At 68.3% G+C, this 17,142-nt stretch carries 16 protein-coding genes; 6 read left to right on the top strand and 10 right to left on the bottom strand.

The features are described 5' to 3' along the window. Positions 1 to 10: 10 nt before the first annotated feature. On the bottom strand, positions 11 to 1,390 hold the full coding sequence (locus tag AC5WJ1_RS01905) for a carbohydrate porin (protein WP_434034029.1): 1,380 nt from the start codon (positions 1,388 to 1,390) through the stop codon (positions 11 to 13). Between the two features lie 188 nt (positions 1,391 to 1,578). Between AC5WJ1_RS01905 and AC5WJ1_RS01900 the strand changes: the two genes are divergently transcribed. The 5 genes from AC5WJ1_RS01900 to AC5WJ1_RS01880 are packed head-to-tail and all read left to right on the top strand — an operon-like array spanning position 1,579 to position 6,972. Continuing rightward, complete coding sequence (locus tag AC5WJ1_RS01900; RefSeq protein ID WP_135704403.1) at positions 1,579 to 2,334, top strand: TetR/AcrR family transcriptional regulator; 756 nt, start codon at positions 1,579 to 1,581, stop codon at positions 2,332 to 2,334. Then, the gene (locus AC5WJ1_RS01895; RefSeq protein WP_135704401.1) at positions 2,331 to 3,317 is read left to right on the top strand and encodes an HlyD family secretion protein; all 987 of its coding nucleotides are present in this window, start codon (positions 2,331 to 2,333) and stop codon (positions 3,315 to 3,317) included. The genes AC5WJ1_RS01900 and AC5WJ1_RS01895 overlap by 4 nt, the downstream gene beginning before the upstream one ends. Next, positions 3,314 to 4,294, top strand: a complete 981-nt coding sequence (locus AC5WJ1_RS01890) for an ABC transporter ATP-binding protein (RefSeq protein ID WP_135704399.1) — start codon at positions 3,314 to 3,316, stop codon at positions 4,292 to 4,294. The genes AC5WJ1_RS01895 and AC5WJ1_RS01890 overlap by 4 nt, the downstream gene beginning before the upstream one ends. Then, positions 4,291 to 5,469 (top strand): ABC transporter permease, encoded by a 1,179-nt coding sequence (locus AC5WJ1_RS01885; protein ID WP_133093674.1) that lies wholly within the window; start codon positions 4,291 to 4,293, stop codon positions 5,467 to 5,469. Before AC5WJ1_RS01890 ends, AC5WJ1_RS01885 begins: the two co-directional genes overlap by 4 nt. A gap of 12 nt (positions 5,470 to 5,481) precedes the next feature. Beyond that, complete coding sequence (locus AC5WJ1_RS01880; RefSeq protein ID WP_135704397.1) at positions 5,482 to 6,972, top strand: efflux transporter outer membrane subunit; 1,491 nt, start codon at positions 5,482 to 5,484, stop codon at positions 6,970 to 6,972. Between the two features lie 21 nt (positions 6,973 to 6,993). On the opposite strand, the gene AC5WJ1_RS01875 is transcribed toward AC5WJ1_RS01880, so the two are convergent. From AC5WJ1_RS01875 to AC5WJ1_RS01850, 6 genes are read right to left on the bottom strand one after another with little or no spacing between them, the layout of a single operon-like run. Beyond that, positions 6,994 to 10,233, bottom strand: a complete 3,240-nt coding sequence (locus AC5WJ1_RS01875) for a pilus assembly protein (RefSeq protein WP_135704395.1) — start codon at positions 10,231 to 10,233, stop codon at positions 6,994 to 6,996. A 48-nt stretch (positions 10,234 to 10,281) separates the two neighbouring features. Beyond that, positions 10,282 to 10,833, bottom strand: coding sequence for a pilus assembly PilX family protein (locus AC5WJ1_RS01870; RefSeq protein WP_135704393.1), 552 nt, complete (start codon positions 10,831 to 10,833; stop codon positions 10,282 to 10,284). A gap of 23 nt (positions 10,834 to 10,856) precedes the next feature. After that, positions 10,857 to 11,900, bottom strand: a complete 1,044-nt coding sequence (locus tag AC5WJ1_RS01865; RefSeq protein WP_195430537.1) for a PilW family protein — start codon at positions 11,898 to 11,900, stop codon at positions 10,857 to 10,859. Next, positions 11,897 to 12,538 carry a type IV pilus modification PilV family protein gene (locus tag AC5WJ1_RS01860; RefSeq protein ID WP_135704390.1) on the bottom strand — a complete coding sequence of 214 codons (642 nt, stop codon included), beginning with the start codon at positions 12,536 to 12,538 and terminating at the stop codon, positions 11,897 to 11,899. The genes AC5WJ1_RS01865 and AC5WJ1_RS01860 overlap by 4 nt, the downstream gene beginning before the upstream one ends. After that, a complete protein-coding gene (locus AC5WJ1_RS01855) occupies positions 12,535 to 13,032 on the bottom strand; it encodes a GspH/FimT family pseudopilin (RefSeq protein ID WP_135704388.1) in 498 nt (165 codons plus the stop codon). Before AC5WJ1_RS01855 ends, AC5WJ1_RS01860 begins: the two co-directional genes overlap by 4 nt. Positions 13,033 to 13,034: 2 nt before the next feature. Then, complete coding sequence (locus AC5WJ1_RS01850; RefSeq protein ID WP_135704387.1) at positions 13,035 to 13,553, bottom strand: type IV pilin protein; 519 nt, start codon at positions 13,551 to 13,553, stop codon at positions 13,035 to 13,037. A gap of 311 nt (positions 13,554 to 13,864) precedes the next feature. Between AC5WJ1_RS01850 and AC5WJ1_RS01845 the strand changes: the two genes are divergently transcribed. Then, positions 13,865 to 14,797, top strand: a complete 933-nt coding sequence (locus AC5WJ1_RS01845; RefSeq protein ID WP_133093666.1) for a MurR/RpiR family transcriptional regulator — start codon at positions 13,865 to 13,867, stop codon at positions 14,795 to 14,797. A 6-nt stretch (positions 14,798 to 14,803) separates the two neighbouring features. On the opposite strand, the gene AC5WJ1_RS01840 is transcribed toward AC5WJ1_RS01845, so the two are convergent. From AC5WJ1_RS01840 to AC5WJ1_RS01830, 3 genes are all read right to left on the bottom strand, one after another. Further along, positions 14,804 to 15,784 (bottom strand): transporter substrate-binding domain-containing protein, encoded by a 981-nt coding sequence (locus AC5WJ1_RS01840; protein ID WP_243736815.1) that lies wholly within the window; start codon positions 15,782 to 15,784, stop codon positions 14,804 to 14,806. A 331-nt stretch (positions 15,785 to 16,115) separates the two neighbouring features. Next, positions 16,116 to 16,469, bottom strand: coding sequence for a hypothetical protein (locus AC5WJ1_RS01835; RefSeq protein WP_135704385.1), 354 nt, complete (start codon positions 16,467 to 16,469; stop codon positions 16,116 to 16,118). A gap of 127 nt (positions 16,470 to 16,596) precedes the next feature. Next, positions 16,597 to 17,091 carry a two pore domain potassium channel family protein gene (locus AC5WJ1_RS01830; protein WP_133093664.1) on the bottom strand — a complete coding sequence of 165 codons (495 nt, stop codon included), beginning with the start codon at positions 17,089 to 17,091 and terminating at the stop codon, positions 16,597 to 16,599. Between the last annotated feature and the right edge of the window lie 51 nt (positions 17,092 to 17,142).

Raw genomic sequence — 17,142 nt, 5'->3', positions numbered from 1 at the left:
GGACGGGGAGTCAGAACTCCCCGTGAAACCTCACCCCATAGAACTTCACCGGCCCGCGGTCCCGGTTGTAGCCGGGATTGCGCACGAACTGGAAGTCCGGGCTGATGCTCAGGTATTTCACCGGCTGGAAACTGTAGTAGACCTCCAGGATCTGCTCGGGGCCATAACGCAGCGCACCGTCACCAAGAAAGGCGCCCTGCCCGCCCGCGGCAAGATAGTTGCGATGCTGGCCGCCCAGCATATTGATCGCGACCGCCACGCCCAGCGCATCGCGGGCACGTCCCCATGCATCCCCCTTCATCACGCCGCCACCTGACACCTGCCTGCCGATCTCGGTAAAGGCATAGGTCTCGGTCTTGTCATCCGACAGGCTGGCGCGCGCAAACACTCCCAGCGAATCCGACACCTCCTGCAGCAGCGTCACGCCGACGCCCGTCTTGGCGTGCTCGCGCCGCACCTCGGCCAGGTCCGGCGTGGTGTTGTTGGCGATGCCGAACTGGATCGCATCGCTGAACGCGCCCATGCGCGCCTTGTTGCGGAACAGCAGCAGCCGCGCGGCGCCGGGCCGGCCCGCGAGCTGGTAGCGCTTCTCCAGCTCGATGATGTCGCCGTAGTGCTCGAACATGCGCGTATCGAGCTCCAGCCCGTTCGATTCCAGCGGCTGCAGGAAGCGCCCGATGCGCGCCGACCAGCCGTCGCCGATGTATTCCAGCGACACGCCCCAGGTATAGCCGCGCGCATCGGCCGGATAGTCGAACGCGCCATGCGTCATGAACGACCAGTTCATGAATTGCGTGCGCGGGTCCGAGCCGAACTCGTTCTGGTCGAACACGTCGAGCACGCCGAAGTTGCCCGCGGTCAGCACCACGCGCTGGCGGTCGACGGTGCGTGCGAACTGGTTGAAGTCGGCCTCCAGCGCCTCGCTGCCGCCGCCCATGCCCCAGGTCTGCCGCACGAAGGCGCGCGCGCGGTAGAAGACGGGGCTGGTGCTGGCCGCCTTGCCCAGTTCGCCGTTGGACAGCCCGCCCAGGCCGTGCAGGCCTGAGAACGGCACGCCTTGCGTGGCTTCCGGATTGAAGTGGAATTCCGCACCGCGCCACAGCTTCAGCCCGAGGTCGAGCGTCGCGCTGAAGGAGTAGCTCTTGGCGCGTTCGGTGCCAATGCTGTTCGGGCCCGAATAGGCGGCGTTGAACGCCGGCTTGCGCTGCCAGACGTAGGTGCTCTGGCCGTGGAAGGCGAACGGGCTATCGGCATCCGCGGCGGCGTCGGCGGCAGTTGCCTGCTGCGCCGTGGCCGCCGGCAGGCATGCGCAGCAGGCCAGCGCGGCAAGCGCGCGGCGGAATCTGTGTCGGGCGCGCGGGTACGCGGCGGCAAGTGGCGAAAACAGCATGAACAAAGAGGAGGCGAATGATGTGCCGGCGGCGGCGCGGCGCGGCGCGGCGCCGCGCACGCAGCATAGCCAAGCGCACATGACATGTCCACCGCGGAGCCAGGTGCGGTAATGCCGACGTTGTAACTGGGCTTGAATTAATTAATTCGAAAATTAATATTGTTTTCGACACGGTTCAACACACGCCCATGCCACGCAAACCAGCTACCCCGAATCCGCCCGATCGTCGCACACCCGGTCGCACACCCGGCCGCCCTGCCGCGGGTCAACCCGGCCAGCGCGAGCGCATTCTCGATGCCGCCACCGAACTGTTCTCGCGGCACGGCGTCGCCGGCACGCCGGTCAAGGCCATCGCCGTGAAGGCAGGCGTCACGCCCGCGCTGGTCCACTACTACTTCAGCGACCGCGAGCTGCTGCTCGATGCCGTGATCGAGGAGAAGGTACAGCCGCTGGTCGCACAGTTCTTCGCCACCGGCCCGGAAGTTTCGGAGCCGCTGGCGATGCTGGTCGGCATCGCCACCCGGCTGGTCCGCGCCGCGGCGGATACGCCCTGGTTTCCCGGACTATGGATTCGCGAGGTCGCCAGCGACGACGGCGCGCTGCGCGAACGCGTGCTGAAACGCTTCGCGCTGGAGCGCGGCAGCGCGCTGATGGCGCCGCTGGCCGCGGCGATCGCCAATGGGCAGCTCAACCGCGGGCTGGAGCCCGCGCTGGTGATGCCCTCGCTGGTGGGCCTGACGCTGCTGCCGCTGGCCACCACCCATATCTGGCGCCGGCTGCCGGGTGCCGAAGCGGTCGATACCGACGCGCTGGTGCGCCATGTCTCGGCGCTGCTCACGCACGGGCTGGCCCCCGCGCCGACTGACCGCGCCGGAACCTCGCCCCCACCCGCATCAAAAAAGAAGGGCCGTGCGCCCAGGCATTCCCCGGAGTCCGCTGCATGAACACCGTTGTTTCCCCCCTTCCCCTTCTGGCGCGCGCGCTCCCCATCGCCGCGCTGCTCGGCGCCGCGCTGCTTGCCGCCGGCTGCGGCAAGTCCGGCACCGACACCTGGCAAGGCTATATCGAAGGCGAGTTCGTCAGCGTCGCCTCGCCCTTCGCCGGCCGCCTCGACACGCTTTCCGTGCAGCGCGGCCAGCAGGTGGCGCAGGGCGCGGCGCTGTTCGCGCTCGAATCCGACGACGAACGCGCCGCGCGCCAGCAGGCCGAAGACCAGTTGCGCGCCGCCGAAGCGCAGCTGCAGGACATGAAGACCGGCAAGCGCCCGGTCGAAGTCGACGTGAGCCGCGCCCAGCTGGCGCAGGCGCAGGCCCAGGCGCAACGCAGCGCCGCCGCGCTGCGGCGCGACGAGCGCCAGTTTGAGATCGGCGGCATTGCGCAGGCGCAGCTCGACGAGTCGCGCGCCCAGGCGCGCAGCGATGCGGCGCGCGTGCGCGAGCTGCAGCGCGATATCGACGTGGCACGCTTGCCCGGACGCGACGCGCAACAGGCCGCACAGGCCGCGCAAGTGGCCGCGGCGCGCGCCGCGCTGGCGCAGGCGGACTGGAAGCTGTCGCGCAAGACCGTGGCCGCCACGCAGGCAGGGCTGGTCTACGATACGCCCTACCGCCTCGGCGAATGGGTGCCCGCCGGCAGCCCGGTGGTGCGCATGCTGCCGCCCGGCAACGTCAAGGTGCGTTTCTACGTACCCGAGGCCGTGGTCGGCGCGCTGCGCAACGGGCAGGCCGTGCAGGTGCGCTGCGATGGCTGCGCCGCGCCGGTGGCGGCCAGCATCACCTATGTCGCCAACGAAGCCGAATTCACGCCGCCGGTGATCTACAGCAACGAGACCCGCAACAAGCTGGTGTTCCTGGTGGAAGCACGCCCGTCCGCCGCCGATGCCATCAAGCTGCGGCCCGGCCAGCCCGTCGAGGTGGTGCGGCAATGAACACGGAAACCAGCCACGCTGACAACGGCCGCGCGCAGGAACTTGCCATCGACGTGCGCGGGCTGAACAAGCACTTCGGCGACAAGCACGTGGTCAACGACCTCAGCATGCAGGTCGCGCGCGGCGAGATCTTCGGCTTCCTCGGCCCCAACGGCAGCGGCAAGACTACCTCGATCCGCATGATGTGCGGCCTGCTGACGCCGGATTCGGGCGAAGGCACCTGCCTGGGTTTCGGCATCCTGACCGAATCCGACGAAATCAAGCGCCGAGTCGGCTACATGACGCAGAAGTTCTCGTACTGGGACGACCTGTCGATCCGCGAGAACCTGGACTTCGTCGCGCGCATGTATGGCATGCCGGACCGGCGTGATGCCGTCGACCGCGCGCTCGAAGACCTGGGCCTGGCGACGCGCTCGGCACAGCTGGCGGGATCCTTGTCGGGCGGCTGGAAGCAGCGGCTGGCGCTGGCGGCCTGTCTGCTGCACGAGCCGGAACTGCTGCTGCTCGACGAACCTACCGCCGGTGTCGACCCCAAGGCGCGGCGGGATTTCTGGGAGCATCTGCACCTGCTTGCCGCGCGCGGCATCTCGGTGCTGGTCAGCACGCACTACATGGACGAGGCCGAGCGCTGCCACAAGCTCGCCTATATCGCCTACGGCAAGCTGCTGGCGCAAGGCACCGCCGACGAAGTCGTGGCCAGCCAGCAACTGTCGACGTGGAGCGTGGAAGGCGACGACCTCGCCACGCTGTCGGAGCAATTGCAGGGCGCGCCGGGCGTGGAACAGACCGTGGCATTCGGCACCGCGCTGCACGTCACCGGGCGCGATGCGCAGGCGTTGGCGGGCACGCTGCAGCGCCTGGCCGGACCGGGACGGCGCGTGATACAGGCCCACACCAGCCTGGAAGACGTGTTCATCCACATGATGAGCCGGGCCGATGACAACATGGACACGCGCAAGGCGAAGGAGCCGACATGAACGCCGCCGCAATCCGGAACCCGCGCCAGCCTCGCGCCAACGGCACGCGCTTCTCGGTCCAGCGCTGGTGGAGCATCGTGCTGAAGGAATTCCTGCAGCTGCGCCGCGACCGCGTCACCTTCGGCATGATCGTCGGCCTGCCGATCATGCAGCTGCTGCTGTTCGGCTTTGCCATCAACACCGACCCGCGCCACCTGCCGACCGCGGTGATCGCTGCCGACCAGAGCGAATTCACCCGCACCTTCATTGCCAGCATGCAGAACTCCACCTATTTCAAGGTGGTGGCCACGCTGCCCGACGAGGCCGCCGGCAGAGAGGCGCTGATGAAGGGTGACGTGCAGTTCGTGCTCAGCATCCCGCCCGATTTCACGCGCAAGCTGCTGCGCGGCGAACGCCCCGCGCTGCTGGTGGAGGCCGACGCCACCGATCCCTCGGCCACCGGCCAGGCGATCGCCGCGCTGCCGCAGCTGCCATTCAGGGTCGGCACCCACGACCTGAAAGGCTCGCTGGCGCCGCTGGCGGGCGGCAAGGCGCCGTTCGACGTGCAGGTGCAGCGCCTGTACAACCCCGAGGGCCTGACCCAGTACAACATCATCCCCGGCCTGATGGGCGTGATCCTGTCGATGACCATGGTGATGATGACCGGGCTGGCGATGACGCGCGAACGCGAGCGCGGCACCATGGAAAACCTGCTGGCCATGCCGGTGCAGCCGCTCGAGGTGATGACCGGCAAGATCGTGCCGTACATTTTCATCGGGCTGATCCAGGTGACCATCGTGCTGCTGGCCGCGCGCTGGGTATTCAGCGTGCCTTTCGTCGGCTCGGTGACGGCGGTCTACCTCGCGGCGCTGCTGTTTATCGCGGCCAACCTGACGGTGGGCATCACCCTGTCGTCGCTGGCGCAGAACCAGCTGCAGGCGATGCAGCTGACCTTCTTCTACTTCCTGCCCAACATCCTGCTATCGGGCTTCATGTTCCCGTTTGCGGGCATGCCCGGCTGGGCGCAGGCGATCGGCAACATCCTGCCGATGACGTATTTCAACCGCATGGTGCGCGGCATCCTGCTCAAGGGCAGCGGCTGGGCCGAGCTATGGCCGCAGGTCTGGCCGATGGCGCTGTTCATCGTGGTGGTGATGACGATCGCGGTGCGCTTCTACCGCCGCACGCTGGACTGAAGGATTGCTGCCATGACCCGATTTCTTCCTTTGATGGCCGCTGCCGCGCTGCTGGCCGGCTGTGCCGTCGGCCCCGATTTCCGCCGCCCCGCGCCGACCGATGATGCCGGCTACGTGCCGGGCCCGCAACCGGTTGCCACCGTCGCGGCCGACAGCGGCGATCGCCATCCGCAATCGCACGCGCAGACACTGGCCGCAGGCGCCGACGTGCCGGCGCAATGGTGGACGCTGTTCCATAGCGCCGAGCTGGACGCCACCATCCGCATGGCGCTCGACGCCAGCCCCACGCTGGCCCAGGCGCGCGCGCGGCTGCGCGAGGCGCAGGAAAACCTTGCCGCGCGCACTGGCGCCACGCGCTGGCCCGCGGTTGACGCGCAGCTCAATACCACGCGGCAGCAGGTCAATTTCCAGTCGATGGGCATTTCGACGATCCCCAGCCCGGGACCATTTACGCTGTATGGCGCTACGGTGCAGGTGTCCTATGTACTCGACCTGTTCGGCGGGCAGCGGCGCGAGCTCGAAGGGCTGCAGGCGGCGGTCGACTACCAGCGCTACGAGCTGGAAGCGGCGCGGCTGGCGCTGGCCGCCAACGTCGCCACCGCGGCGATCCGCGAGGCCGGACTGCGCGCGCAACTGGCCGACACGGTGGCGCTGGCCGAAGCCCAGCGGCGCCAGCTCGGCATCGCCGAGGAACGCCTGCGCGCCGGCGGCGTCGCGCGCGTCGACGTGCAGCGCCAGCGCGCACAACTGGCGCAGACGCAGGCGCTGGTGCCGGGCCTGCAGCGCCAGCTGGAAGCGACACGGCACCAGCTCGCGGTCTACACCGGCCAGACTCCGGCAGCCGCCTCCTTGCCCGCATTCACGCTGGACGCGCTGCATCTGCCCGACACGCTGCCGGTCAGCCTGCCGGCCACGCTGGCGCGGCGCCGCCCCGACATCCGCGCGGCCGAAGCGCTGCTGCACCAGGCCAGCGCCGATATCGGCGTGGCCACCGCCAACCTCTATCCGCAGGTCACGCTGAGCGCCAGCGGCGGCAGCCAGGTCACCGCCGCGCGCGACCTGTTCAGCAGCCTCAATGTGTGGAGCCTCGCAGCCGGGCTGGTGCAGCCGGTGTTCCGCGGCGGCGAACTGCAGGCGCGCAAGCGCGCCGCCGAAGCGGCGTACGAGCAGGCACTGGCCGCCTACCGGCAGGCCGTGCTGCAGGGCTTGCAGGACGTGGCTGATTCGCTGCGCGCGCTCGAGGCCGACGCCGCGACGCTGCGCGAGCGCGCCGACAATGCGCGCCAGGCGCGCGACACGCTGACGGTGGTGTCGGAACAGTACCGGCTCGGCGGCGTCAGCCAGCTGGCCGTGCTCGATGCCGAGCGCGAGGCGCGGCAGGCTTCGCTGGACCTGGCGCAGTCGCGCGCCGACCGGCTGGCGGATTCGGCGGCGCTGCTGCAGGCGTTGGGGGGTGGGTGGTGGCAGGAGGAAGAAACGCCGATGGCGGCGGCGCCCCGGTAAGCGCGCCGCCGCCGCACCCGGTCACTTGCGGTCGGTCTGCGAGTACCAGTAAGTGCGCTTGCGCTTGCCGATCCCCGGCGGCGAGATCTTCTGCGCGCCCAGCGACGAGGTATTGTCGCCGCCGCCGGGACCGGTCTGGTTGCCGCCGCCGATCAGCACCGGCACGTTGCTGGTGTTGCCTGCCGCATCCGTGACGGCAACCACCCCGAACACCGGCGACGGCGGCAAGCCACCGTTGTTGAACACGACATGGCGGTCGTCGTTCAGGCCTTTGCCGGTAAGGAACGAAATTGCATAGCCGCGCGCCTTGCCCAGGTCCGGGTAGCACACGCCCGACTTCGGCACGCTTGGCTGATTGGTGCCGAAGTAGGTGTAGCCGGCCACGGTCAGCGGCGCGTTGACCACCTTCTCGCCGGTGCCCAGCACGAGGTAGAAGCCCTTGCCCGCGCTTGTGTCGGCGTATGCGGTCGAAGTCGCGTTGAACAGGTCGGCCTCGGTCAGCGGCGTCCATGTCGACGGCAGCCCGCCGGTGAGCGTCGTGTCCTTCAGCATGTAGAAGCGGTTGCTGACGTTGTAGGCCAGGCCCGGCGTAGTGCTGGTGGTGTACAGCGGATGCTCGCGGTCGCCGCTGCCGATCATCACCGCATCGTAGTTGCCGGTGGTGATGACATCCGGCGGATACATGAACTTGCGCGCATCGTTGGTGCCCTGCGCGCCGCCCAGGGATGCGAATTTATGCAGCGTCCAGGCATCTGACCCGGTGCCGGCCGCCGTCTCGAAGTCCAGCCGCCAGACATTGCCGCCGACGTCGCCGACATAGCCCTTGTCTACCAGCCCGTCACCGTTGCGGTCCACCACGGCCACGTCGGACGGGATCGCGCGGTTCATGCCGGCAGGCGTCGTGCACACCGTGGCGGAAAGACCGGTGCAGTCGGCCAGCCATGCGCGCACCACATCGCCCGTGAAGGCATCGAACACGATCACGCCACGCCCTTGTCCCGAACTGCCGCCACCCTGGGACGGCTCGGCATCCTCGGCGGGATCGTAGCCGGCGCCCATCACCACGAGCGGGTTTGCATACCCCTTGACGCGGATCACGCGCGGCTGCGACCAGGTCTGTCCCAGTTCCGCGATGCTGGTGCTGTCGGCCTTCCACAGGAATTCCGGCGCCATCGGGTCGGTGACGTCCAGCGCGTAGGTCAGGCGCCCGCCGCGGCGCGCGGTCAGGTAGATCACCACACGAGGCTTGGCCGGGTCGCGCAGGTCCTGGAACACCGTCGTGGTGCCATCGAAGAAATAGTCGCGCGGCTTCGCGCCCGCACCGGTGGGCGATCCGCTCAGCTGCACCTCGGGCGTATTGGTGTAGAGACGGCCGAGCTTGCCATAGAACTCCGGTGCAATGAAGCCCCACAGCTCCCCGCCCGGACGTATGCCGCCGATGCCGGTGGTCTGGTTGCCATTGACCGCATGGAAGACGCCGTCGTTGGCGCCATAGAACACCACCACGCCGGTCGTGCCGCCATAGTTGATCACCACCGGGCGCGAATGCAGTACATCGCCATGCACCGAGCCGCGCATGGTAACGCTGCCCCCCGGGCCTTTCTGCAACTCCGCGCCGGCCACCGAACTTTCGCCCAGTGCCCGCACGTCGCGGCCGCGCACCCAATTGATCAGGTTGTTGACGTCGGCGGCCGTGGTATTGAGCGCGGCCTGCCCGCTGGTGCCGGTCAGCCAGCTGTTGGACGTATCGAACGAAGCCAAATTCTTGCCGCTGCATGCCCCCGACGCGCAGGTGTAGAGCTTGCGCCCGCTCTGGTCGGTGGTGAACTGGGCGCGCAGCATTTCGCCGGCGCCACCTTTCTCGACGATTTCGCCATCGCCGCCGACCACACCCGCCACGCCGTCGGCAGAGTCCAGCGCACCGGCAGCGCCGGACGGACTGTTGACCCAGAACCCCTTGGCAGGCCAGCCGCTTACCTGGCTGCCGGTATAGCTGGAACCACTGAACCCCAGCGGCGGCTCGGCGGTCCAGAAACTCTTGGCGCTGGGCGAGATGAAACCCGTGCCGGCATTGCTGATCGCACTCTGCTGGTTGGGGCCGCTGGGGTTGGCGTCCAGCACCACGATCTGGTTCTTGTTGTCGTAGCCAAGCTTGTACTGCTTCAGGTTGCCCATCCAGCGCGGCGCTGCGGTGGCGTCGGGCCGGAACATGCCGATGTAGATCTGGTTCAGGTACGAACCCTGCCCGTTCACGCTGACCGGCAGGCTCACCGAGGAGAACACGTTGTTGACGGCCTGCATCTCGTTGAAGATCTGCAGCAGCGCCTTCACCAGCGCGTCCACGTCGCCCAGGTCAACCACATAGCGCTTGCCGCCGGCATTGTCGGCCATGCTGCGGGTCGACTCGACATAGTCGGGGTTCCTGCCGTCCGTGATGGCGATCGTATAGGTGATGATGTTCTGGTTATTGTCGAGATTGCCGTTCACGTCGGTTTCGTACATGAACCGCGCCCACTCGTCTCCCCAGTTGCTTTCGTACTTGTTGGCCGCCGTGTCGAGCTTGAGCTGGGTCATCTGCTTGGCGCTGGCCCCCGCCGCGGCAAGCGCGTCCTTGGGCTCGGTGCCGGTGTCCTGCGGCTTGCCGTTGTTGACCGCGTTGGCGATGTAGATAACGAAGTTCTTCTGGCACGGGTTGGTGATCGGCGACGTGTACTGCGTACCTGACAAGCCCTTCCTGCCGCCGAAGAATGCCCAGGCTTCCTGCATGCCCCCACCCACCTGGGAATTGTTTGAGTTGTCGGTCTGGCGGTCGATGCTCTTGATGTACTCAAGGAATTGCGCGCCATTGGTGGCGTCCATCAGCGGCAATGTGTATGGCGCCGCCGACGGATAGCGGAATTTGCCGCCGGGGTTGGTGCCCGTGCCGAACATCATCAAGCCCATGTTGATGTTGCCGGCCAGCTGCGGGTTGGTCGCGAGCGTGTTCACCGCGCGGTACAGTGCGCACTGGATCGCGCCGACGTCGGTGCCGGCGTTGTTGGCGCTGACGACATCGACATCGCAGCCACGGATGGTCGTGGCCGCATTCCACGTGGACGCATTGTCCAGCAGCAACAGCACATTGGGCTTGGTACCGGCATTGCTCTGCAGGCCGGTGAACAGGTCGATGTCTTCGGCATGCGCGCCCTGCCATCCGGCCAGGGCAAGCAGGGCTGCGGCGAAGGCGGCAAGGCGCCGATTCCGGCGGGCTGGGCTCGTCATCCGGGTTCCTGTGCGATCAATGGTGAATAGGTGGCAACGCCGGTGCGGTCAGGGGCAGGCCGAGCCGGTCGGCATGCGCACCGCCACGCCCTGATGGACCGTTGCCACGGCGCCGGTGCCGGCGCTGTCATCGACCGTGGCGGCTACGTCCCACTGGGTGGCGTTGCACAGCGAATTGCCCGCGTTGTTGCCGGCCGTGACGATGCCGGTGTTCTGCACGCCGCTGCCGATCATGCACGACACATCGTCGGGATCCTTCAGGTCGAGCTCGACGTTCTTGATGGGATTGCTTGCCATGCATTCCGGCTTCGCCACCTGGGCCACGTAATCGGCCTTGCCATCTCCACTGACATCCACCGGCACGCTGATGGCCGCCGGCGCCTTGGTGAAGTCGTCGGAGATCACCTGCTCGATCGACTGCTGCGCGACGTCGCGCGCTTCGGCGGTGTGCTGCTGGTTGGCCGCGACCTTGACGTTGACCAGGCCCGAATTGACCAGCGCCACGGCGATCAGCAGGAACAGCACCATGAACACCAGCGTCACGACCAGCGTGACGCCCGTCTGCCTGCGGCGCAGTGGCCGGCCGGATAACTTCGTCATTGCTTGCCCTTCGCGGTATCGCATCATTGCTCGCGCAGTCCGGCCACGTTGACCAGCCGCGCCACCTGGGCGTAGACGTGGCGCTTGTAGCCGTCATTGAACGGACCGCTGGCGGCGGCGCGCCCCAGGTCGTAGGTGCGCGTGTCTACCGTGCCGCCAGAGGTGCGCAGCGTGCGCGCCAGCAGGTTTACGCGCACGGTGGTCACGTTGCTCCAGTTGGTTAGCGCATTGGTCCAGTCGTAGCCCGGCACGATTGGGCAGGCGGCGGCATTGTTGGCGCCGGGATCGTCCACGTAGCAGTCGGCGGAGCCGTTGCTGTCCAGGTCCATGCCGTAGGCCACATGCATGTCCTGGATGCCCTGCGCCAGCGAACGCGTCTGGAACGCGCCGTTGACCAGCTCGGCCATCTTCAGCGTGGGGATGCCGTCGCCGCCGTTGGTGCAGCGGTCGCACGGCGCGAGATAGAACGCGCGCACCACCGCTTCGCGCAGCACTGCCGGTACCGCCGCATCGCAAGCCTTGGTGCGCAACGGGAAAGCGGCCGCCGCGCTGGCATCGAAGACAAAGGCAGTGGTGTCGTTCGGGCAGGCCGATACCTGCAGGTAAGGCACGCCCGGCGTCGGGGCCGCGACCGGCGTGGTCGACACGCGCCGCACCACCAGCACCTCGGAAGTGGCGGCAAGGTCGGCCAGGCAGGGCGCAACCACGCCGGCCGCATAGCCTGCCAGAGGCAGTGGGACGGTGCCTCCTGCCGCGAAGCCGAGCGCGGCCGGGTCTGTCGCGCACAGCGCGGGACCGGCCACCGTGGCGCCCCGCGCAATGCTGCCTGCCCCGTAGAACCCCGCAAGTTCCACCTCGCGCCGGATCTGCTCCAGCGCATAGCGGCCGTTCTCCACCTGCTCGGCCGACTTGACGAACTCGGTGCGCGACAAGCTGTTGGCGTAATAGAGACTGGCCAGCGCAGTCAGCATCAGCAGGCCGATGGTGATGCCGATCATCAGCTCCACCAGCGACACGCCGCGCTGGCGCCGGCGGCCTTGTGCGATACGCGGAGGCAGGCGCTTCATGACACGGTCCCCAGCGAGCCAATGCGGATCTGCGTGCTGACCGCGCGACGGTAGGCTTCGTTGCCGTACTGGTTCTGGCCGCAGCCGAGCGCGGGGGCGCCGGTGGCGGCCAGGCCTTGCCAGGCGACGGTGATGCGGTAGACGTTGGCGGCCGCGTCGACGGTGTCGATGCAGCCGCGCGCGCCGATCATGGCGCCGACCGGCTGCGCCGCCACGCCGCTGGCCGCGGCCGTCATCTCGGCGCTGCCCAGCAGCGCGGTGTTCCATGCCTGCAGGTCGCCGTTGGCGGTGGCGTTCTGCGCGGCCGTTCCCAGCGTGCAGGCCGCCGGCGCGGCTGTGCCGGTGCCCAGCCGCACGCCGTTGGCGCCATTGGCATAGCACTGCGCCACCTGGCGGTTGGCATTGATGCGGGCGGCCATGTCCTGCAGCAGCGCGAGCGCCTGCACGCGCTGGTAGGACTCCATCTCGTTCTGGCCCGAGCGCGCCACCAGTCCCGCCGTGCCCAGCAGCGCGGCGAGCAGGATCACCACCGCCACCAGCACTTCGATCAGCAGCAGGCCACGCTGCGCGGTGCGTCGCGGCAGGCGCGCCGGCCGTTGCCCGTGGCGGCGGCCGGCGTGGGGAAGGATGCGGGTCATGTGCAGGCTCCCGTTTCAGAGGCAACGCGGCCGGTCTCGCTGACCTGCACGCACACGCGCAGCGCGACCGTCGTGTCATTGGCGGGAGCGATCTCGAAGCGCATTGCCGCGCCGGCAAGCCGGCCGTCGTTGCCGACCGACAACGCCCCGGCGGCGCTGGGGGTGATGGTGAGGCTGGCGTAGGGCCCGAAGGTGCGCACTGTCTCCGCGCCGGCGCTGACGGCCCAGCCCGCGGTCCAGGCCGCACCGGTGGGCGCCAGCGTCACGGTGGCGTTGCGCTTGACCGCCTCGCTGCGCGCCAGCAGCAGCGCCGAGCTCAGGTCGAGCGAGGCGCTGCGCACGCGCTGCCCCGCCATCAGCGACGCAAACGACGGCGCGGCGGCGAACGCGAGGATCGCCAGCACGGCCAGCGTGCACATCAGTTCGACCAGGGTGAAGCCGCGCAGCGCCCGCGGCTGCGGGCGGCACAGGCGAAGCCGGTAGGTGGCTGCCATGGTCAGTTCCAGCAATCGGTGCCGCCACCGGACGCCGACCTGGCGCCGGCGCTGGTCAGCGTCAGCGTGCCGCAGCCGGTATCGGCGCTCAGCTGGCTGCCCTTGGGCGTGGCCACGATGCTGTAGCCCGGCGGCAGCGCGGCATTGGGAGTCACGGTGACATCGTAGCGCGTGCTCTGCGCGGACGGCACCGACATGCCTAGCGCGCCGAGATTGGCGGCATAGGCGCGGTTGTCGACGAGAAACCGCTCCTGCGCGCCGGAGACTTCGAGCATGAACGACTCGATCGCGGCGCGGTGCGATCGCACCACATGGCGGCTGTAGTTGGGGATGGCGACGGCGGCCAGGATGGCGATGATCGCGACGGCGATCATCAGCTCGACCAGCGTGAAGCCGCGCGCGCGCGCGCCGCGGCCCGGCATGGCGCCCGCCGCGTCTGTTCCTGCCCCGATTTGACCCTTGACCCGAAACGGCGGCGTGACCATGCCGCCGTGTCGCACTGCAGGGCTTCTATGTCCCATGCTCGCGCTCCGTACCAATTATGTTCCGGTTGACCGATTTCCGGAGGTTATGGCGCGGAGTGTAAGTCACCGCCATTCAAGTGGGTAAGGAAATTCTGATGACAGTGCGCCAGCGTTGCGGCAATCCGACAATCGGGGGGCTTGCCAAAAACCCCGGGTACAGCTTTGGCGGTGTCCGGACGTTAACCGGCTTTCGAAGTAACGATGTGACGGCGTGACGACGTGGCAGCGCGTCGTCTGCAAGCGCCGCCGCCCGGCGCTCCGGTGCGCGGCTGTGCAACAATCGTTACAACCACGAACCCGGAGTGCCCATGCCGTCCGACAGCCCCACCCATCCGCCGCAGCCTTCCCAGGCCGGTCCCACGCCGGCGCCGCCCCACGACCTCGACGCGCTGCTGGCGTTGCTGCGCGCCAGCTTCCCGAGCCTGAGCACGCAGTTCCAGAGCGGCGCGCGCTACCTGCTCGACCACCCGCAGGACGTGCCGGTGCTGTCGATGCGCAAGATCGCCGCCAGCGCCGGCGTGCAGCCCGCCACGCTGGTGCGGCTGTCGCAGCACCTCGGCTTCGAGGGCTGGCAGGGCCTGCGCGAACTCTTTGTCGATGCGCTGCGCGGCGGTAGCCAGCCCTATGCGCGCCGCGCGCGCAAGGTGGTGCGCGAAAGCAGCGCCAGCCGCATGCTGGGCGAGATGCTCGACGCGCAGCACCATAACCTCGACCTGATCGCCGCCAACAACGACAAGACGCTGCAGCAGGCGGCGGAACTGTTGTCGCAAGCGCAGAACGTGCACGTGGCGGGCTTCCGCTCGTGCTTCCCGATCGCGTTCACCTTCCACTATGTCTACCGGCTGTTCCGCAGCTCGGTGCAGCTGATCCGCGCCGATGCCGGCACGCTGGAAATGGAGCTGCGCGGCCTGGCGCCCAAGGACGCCGTGGTGGTGGCCAGCTTCGCCCCGTATTCGCAGGAAAGCATCCGCGTGGCGGCGGCCGCGCGCGAGTGCGGCTGCAAGGTGATCGCGTTGACCGACAGCACCGTGGCGCCGATCGCGCTGGCGGCGGACTGCACGCTGCTGTTCTCGGTCGAGAGCCCGTCGTTCTTCCCCTCGATCACGGCCGGCGTGGCCATGGTCGAGGCGCTGGTCGAGCAGTTGCTGGCGCGCAAGGGCAAGGGCGCGATCCGCGCGCTCGAGCAGGCCGAGGGCGAGCTGCACCGCGCCGGGGCCTACGTGCCCGCCGGCCGCGGCTGAGGACGATTATTCGAAGGCCTCGTCGCTGGGGCTGGCGTAGGCCTTCTTCAAAGGCTCGCTCATCTGCAGCTCGAAATTGACCTGCTTGGGCGGCACCGGCGCGGCAAACCACTTGCTGTAGAGCTTGTTGATCTCGCCGCTGCGGATCAGCCCGCCGATGGCGCCGTCGACCACCTGCTTGAAGCCGGGATCGTCCTTGCGCAGCATGAACGCATAGGCCTCGAACGACTGCGGCGTGCCCACCACGGTCCAGTCGGCGGGGTTGGGCGCCAGCGTGCGCGCTCCCGACAGCAGCACGTCGTCCATCATGAACGCGGCCACGCGCCCTGACTGCAGGATCAGGAACGACTCGCCATAGTCCTTGGCGCTCTGGATGGTGATGTTGGCCTGCTTCTCGTCGTTGAGCCGGCGCAGGATGCGCTCCGAGGTGGTGCCGGCATTGGTCACCACCGCCTTGCCCGAGAGGTCGCCGAAGTCGCGCACCGGGCTGCCTTTCTTCACCAGCAGCCGCGTGCCGGCGACGAAGAACGTGGTCGAGAACGCCACCTGCTGCTGGCGCGACTTCAGGTTGGTGGTGACGCCGCATTCCAGGTCGACGGTGCCGTTCTGCACCAGCGAGATCCGGTTCTGCGAAGTCACCGGCACCATGCGCACCTGCAGCGCCGGCAGGCCGGTCTCGCGCTTCACCGCATCGATCACCCGGTCGCAGATGTCCTGCGAGAAGCCGATGACCTTCTGGTTGGCGTCGTAGTACGAGAACGGGATCGACGAGGTGCGATGGCCGATGGAGATCGTGCCTGACGACTTGATCTTGCCGAGGGTCGGGCTGGCGGCGGAATTGGCGACACCGGCGGCGACACCGGCGGCATGCGCCGTGCCGGCCGGGCCGCTGCAGAGCACCAGCGCCGCCGCTGCGGCCGATGCAACCGCGGACCGGCGCGGGGTCGGTGAACCGCCGCACGGACGCGTGACTTCTGCTGCTTTCATACAGGCTCTCCTTGGATGCGTGAATAGCTTGGTTGTCGGGGTAGCGGTCAGCGACGCGCCATCGCATCGCCAATGCTAGGCAATCAGCAACAACTGTTCCATCATGGATAACTATGAAACATATGTATTTTTCACCGGCGCGGTGAAACGACCGTTGGCGCCGCGGGCGGATGGGCGCAAACGTGGGGCATCGACGCCCGACGCTTGTGCAGCCGGCGCAGCATGGGAACGAGCAAGGAGGCAGGGAGTCGGGCGCGGGACCGCGCCGGGAGGTGGGTGGCGACGTGGGGCGGACGCCGCGCCTGGCGCGGCCGTCCGCCGTGGAACCGGCTTACCGGGTGCACTTCTCCTGGTACGCCTGCTGCAGCGACTTGCGCGGGCGCTCGCGTTCCAGCTCGGGCACCTGCCGCCCTTGCGCGGTCTCGATGGTCGAGTCGGTGGTGCGGTACTCGCGCTTGGGCGCGGTGGCGATCTGGGCGGCGAGCTCACGGCATTCCGCCGACTCGATGCTGGCCGGCGTCGCGGCCGGGTCGGGGCGGTAGGGCGTGGTGCCCTGCTGGACTGCCTCGTTGATGGCAGCGGCGGCGGCGCCCTGGACGTCCTGCTTCTGCGCCTGGGCGCTGCAGGCCACGACAAGGGTGGCAAGTGCGGCTAGGCGGATCAGGGGGCGCTGGCGGCTCGGCATGGTGGCTCCTCGGATGTATGGCTCGTTGATTGGCAGAAGCCGCCAGCTTAAACGTTCGCGCCCTGTCTGGCACTAGCGGCATCTGCGGCACTTCCGGCATTTGTTGCCGGCCGCGGCAGCCGTTGCGCTAGCGCCCGCGGTGCCCGCCCTCGTCGTCGAGTTGCCAGTCGCGCCGCATCACCACGTAGGTGAAAGACGCGGACCAGCCGATCAGGATCAGGCCCACCAGCGGCTCGATGGTCGCGATCAGCCGGGTCGCGCCGACCGGGTAGAGGTCGCCCAGGCTCTGCGTGGTGAAGGTCTCCAGCGCAAAGTAGGCATAGACCAGCAGTGAGGGCTCGCCGTGGCGGGTGGGCATGCCGGGCGCGGTCGATCCGGCCAGCCAGCCGAGGCCGAGCACATTGTCGGCAAACCAGAAGCCGAACGCGAACACCATCGCCTCCAGGCAGTGGACGAGGATGATGCAGACGATCAGCACGCCAATGTTGACGCGCCCGCTCCAGCGCCGCGGATGCAGCGACGACAGCACGCGCAGCGCCTCGTAGTGGATCCCCACCACGGCCACGGTCAGCACCGCGGCGCACAGCAGGGCCAGCAAAAAATTCTCGGCAGAGTTTTCCATGCGCAACCGGTCGAGTGGCTGGGGCGTCCGGCTTATGGCGGGCAAAAAAGA

This window comes from Cupriavidus sp. MEYA8, from assembly GCF_059278825.1.
Note: the sequence above shows the minus strand (reverse complement) of the source record. Positions and strands in the feature narration are given on the sequence as shown.

Coding starts and splice junctions, on each gene's coding strand:
- AC5WJ1_RS01890 (WP_135704399.1), top strand. CDS start 3,314: ATGAACACGGAAACCAGCCACGCTGACAACGGCCGCGCGCAGGAACTT.
- AC5WJ1_RS01895 (WP_135704401.1), top strand. CDS start 2,331: ATGAACACCGTTGTTTCCCCCCTTCCCCTTCTGGCGCGCGCGCTCCCC.
- AC5WJ1_RS01865 (WP_195430537.1), bottom strand. CDS start 11,900: ATGAAGCGCCTGCCTCCGCGTATCGCACAAGGCCGCCGGCGCCAGCGC.
- AC5WJ1_RS01840 (WP_243736815.1), bottom strand. CDS start 15,784: ATGAAAGCAGCAGAAGTCACGCGTCCGTGCGGCGGTTCACCGACCCCG.
- AC5WJ1_RS01835 (WP_135704385.1), bottom strand. CDS start 16,469: ATGCCGAGCCGCCAGCGCCCCCTGATCCGCCTAGCCGCACTTGCCACC.
- AC5WJ1_RS01905 (WP_434034029.1), bottom strand. CDS start 1,390: ATGCTGTTTTCGCCACTTGCCGCCGCGTACCCGCGCGCCCGACACAGA.
- AC5WJ1_RS01875 (WP_135704395.1), bottom strand. CDS start 10,233: ATGACGAGCCCAGCCCGCCGGAATCGGCGCCTTGCCGCCTTCGCCGCA.
- AC5WJ1_RS01845 (WP_133093666.1), top strand. CDS start 13,865: ATGCCGTCCGACAGCCCCACCCATCCGCCGCAGCCTTCCCAGGCCGGT.
- AC5WJ1_RS01830 (WP_133093664.1), bottom strand. CDS start 17,091: ATGGAAAACTCTGCCGAGAATTTTTTGCTGGCCCTGCTGTGCGCCGCG.
- AC5WJ1_RS01885 (WP_133093674.1), top strand. CDS start 4,291: ATGAACGCCGCCGCAATCCGGAACCCGCGCCAGCCTCGCGCCAACGGC.
- AC5WJ1_RS01860 (WP_135704390.1), bottom strand. CDS start 12,538: ATGACCCGCATCCTTCCCCACGCCGGCCGCCGCCACGGGCAACGGCCG.
- AC5WJ1_RS01880 (WP_135704397.1), top strand. CDS start 5,482: ATGACCCGATTTCTTCCTTTGATGGCCGCTGCCGCGCTGCTGGCCGGC.
- AC5WJ1_RS01855 (WP_135704388.1), bottom strand. CDS start 13,032: ATGGCAGCCACCTACCGGCTTCGCCTGTGCCGCCCGCAGCCGCGGGCG.
- AC5WJ1_RS01870 (WP_135704393.1), bottom strand. CDS start 10,833: ATGACGAAGTTATCCGGCCGGCCACTGCGCCGCAGGCAGACGGGCGTC.
- AC5WJ1_RS01850 (WP_135704387.1), bottom strand. CDS start 13,553: ATGGGACATAGAAGCCCTGCAGTGCGACACGGCGGCATGGTCACGCCG.
- AC5WJ1_RS01900 (WP_135704403.1), top strand. CDS start 1,579: ATGCCACGCAAACCAGCTACCCCGAATCCGCCCGATCGTCGCACACCC.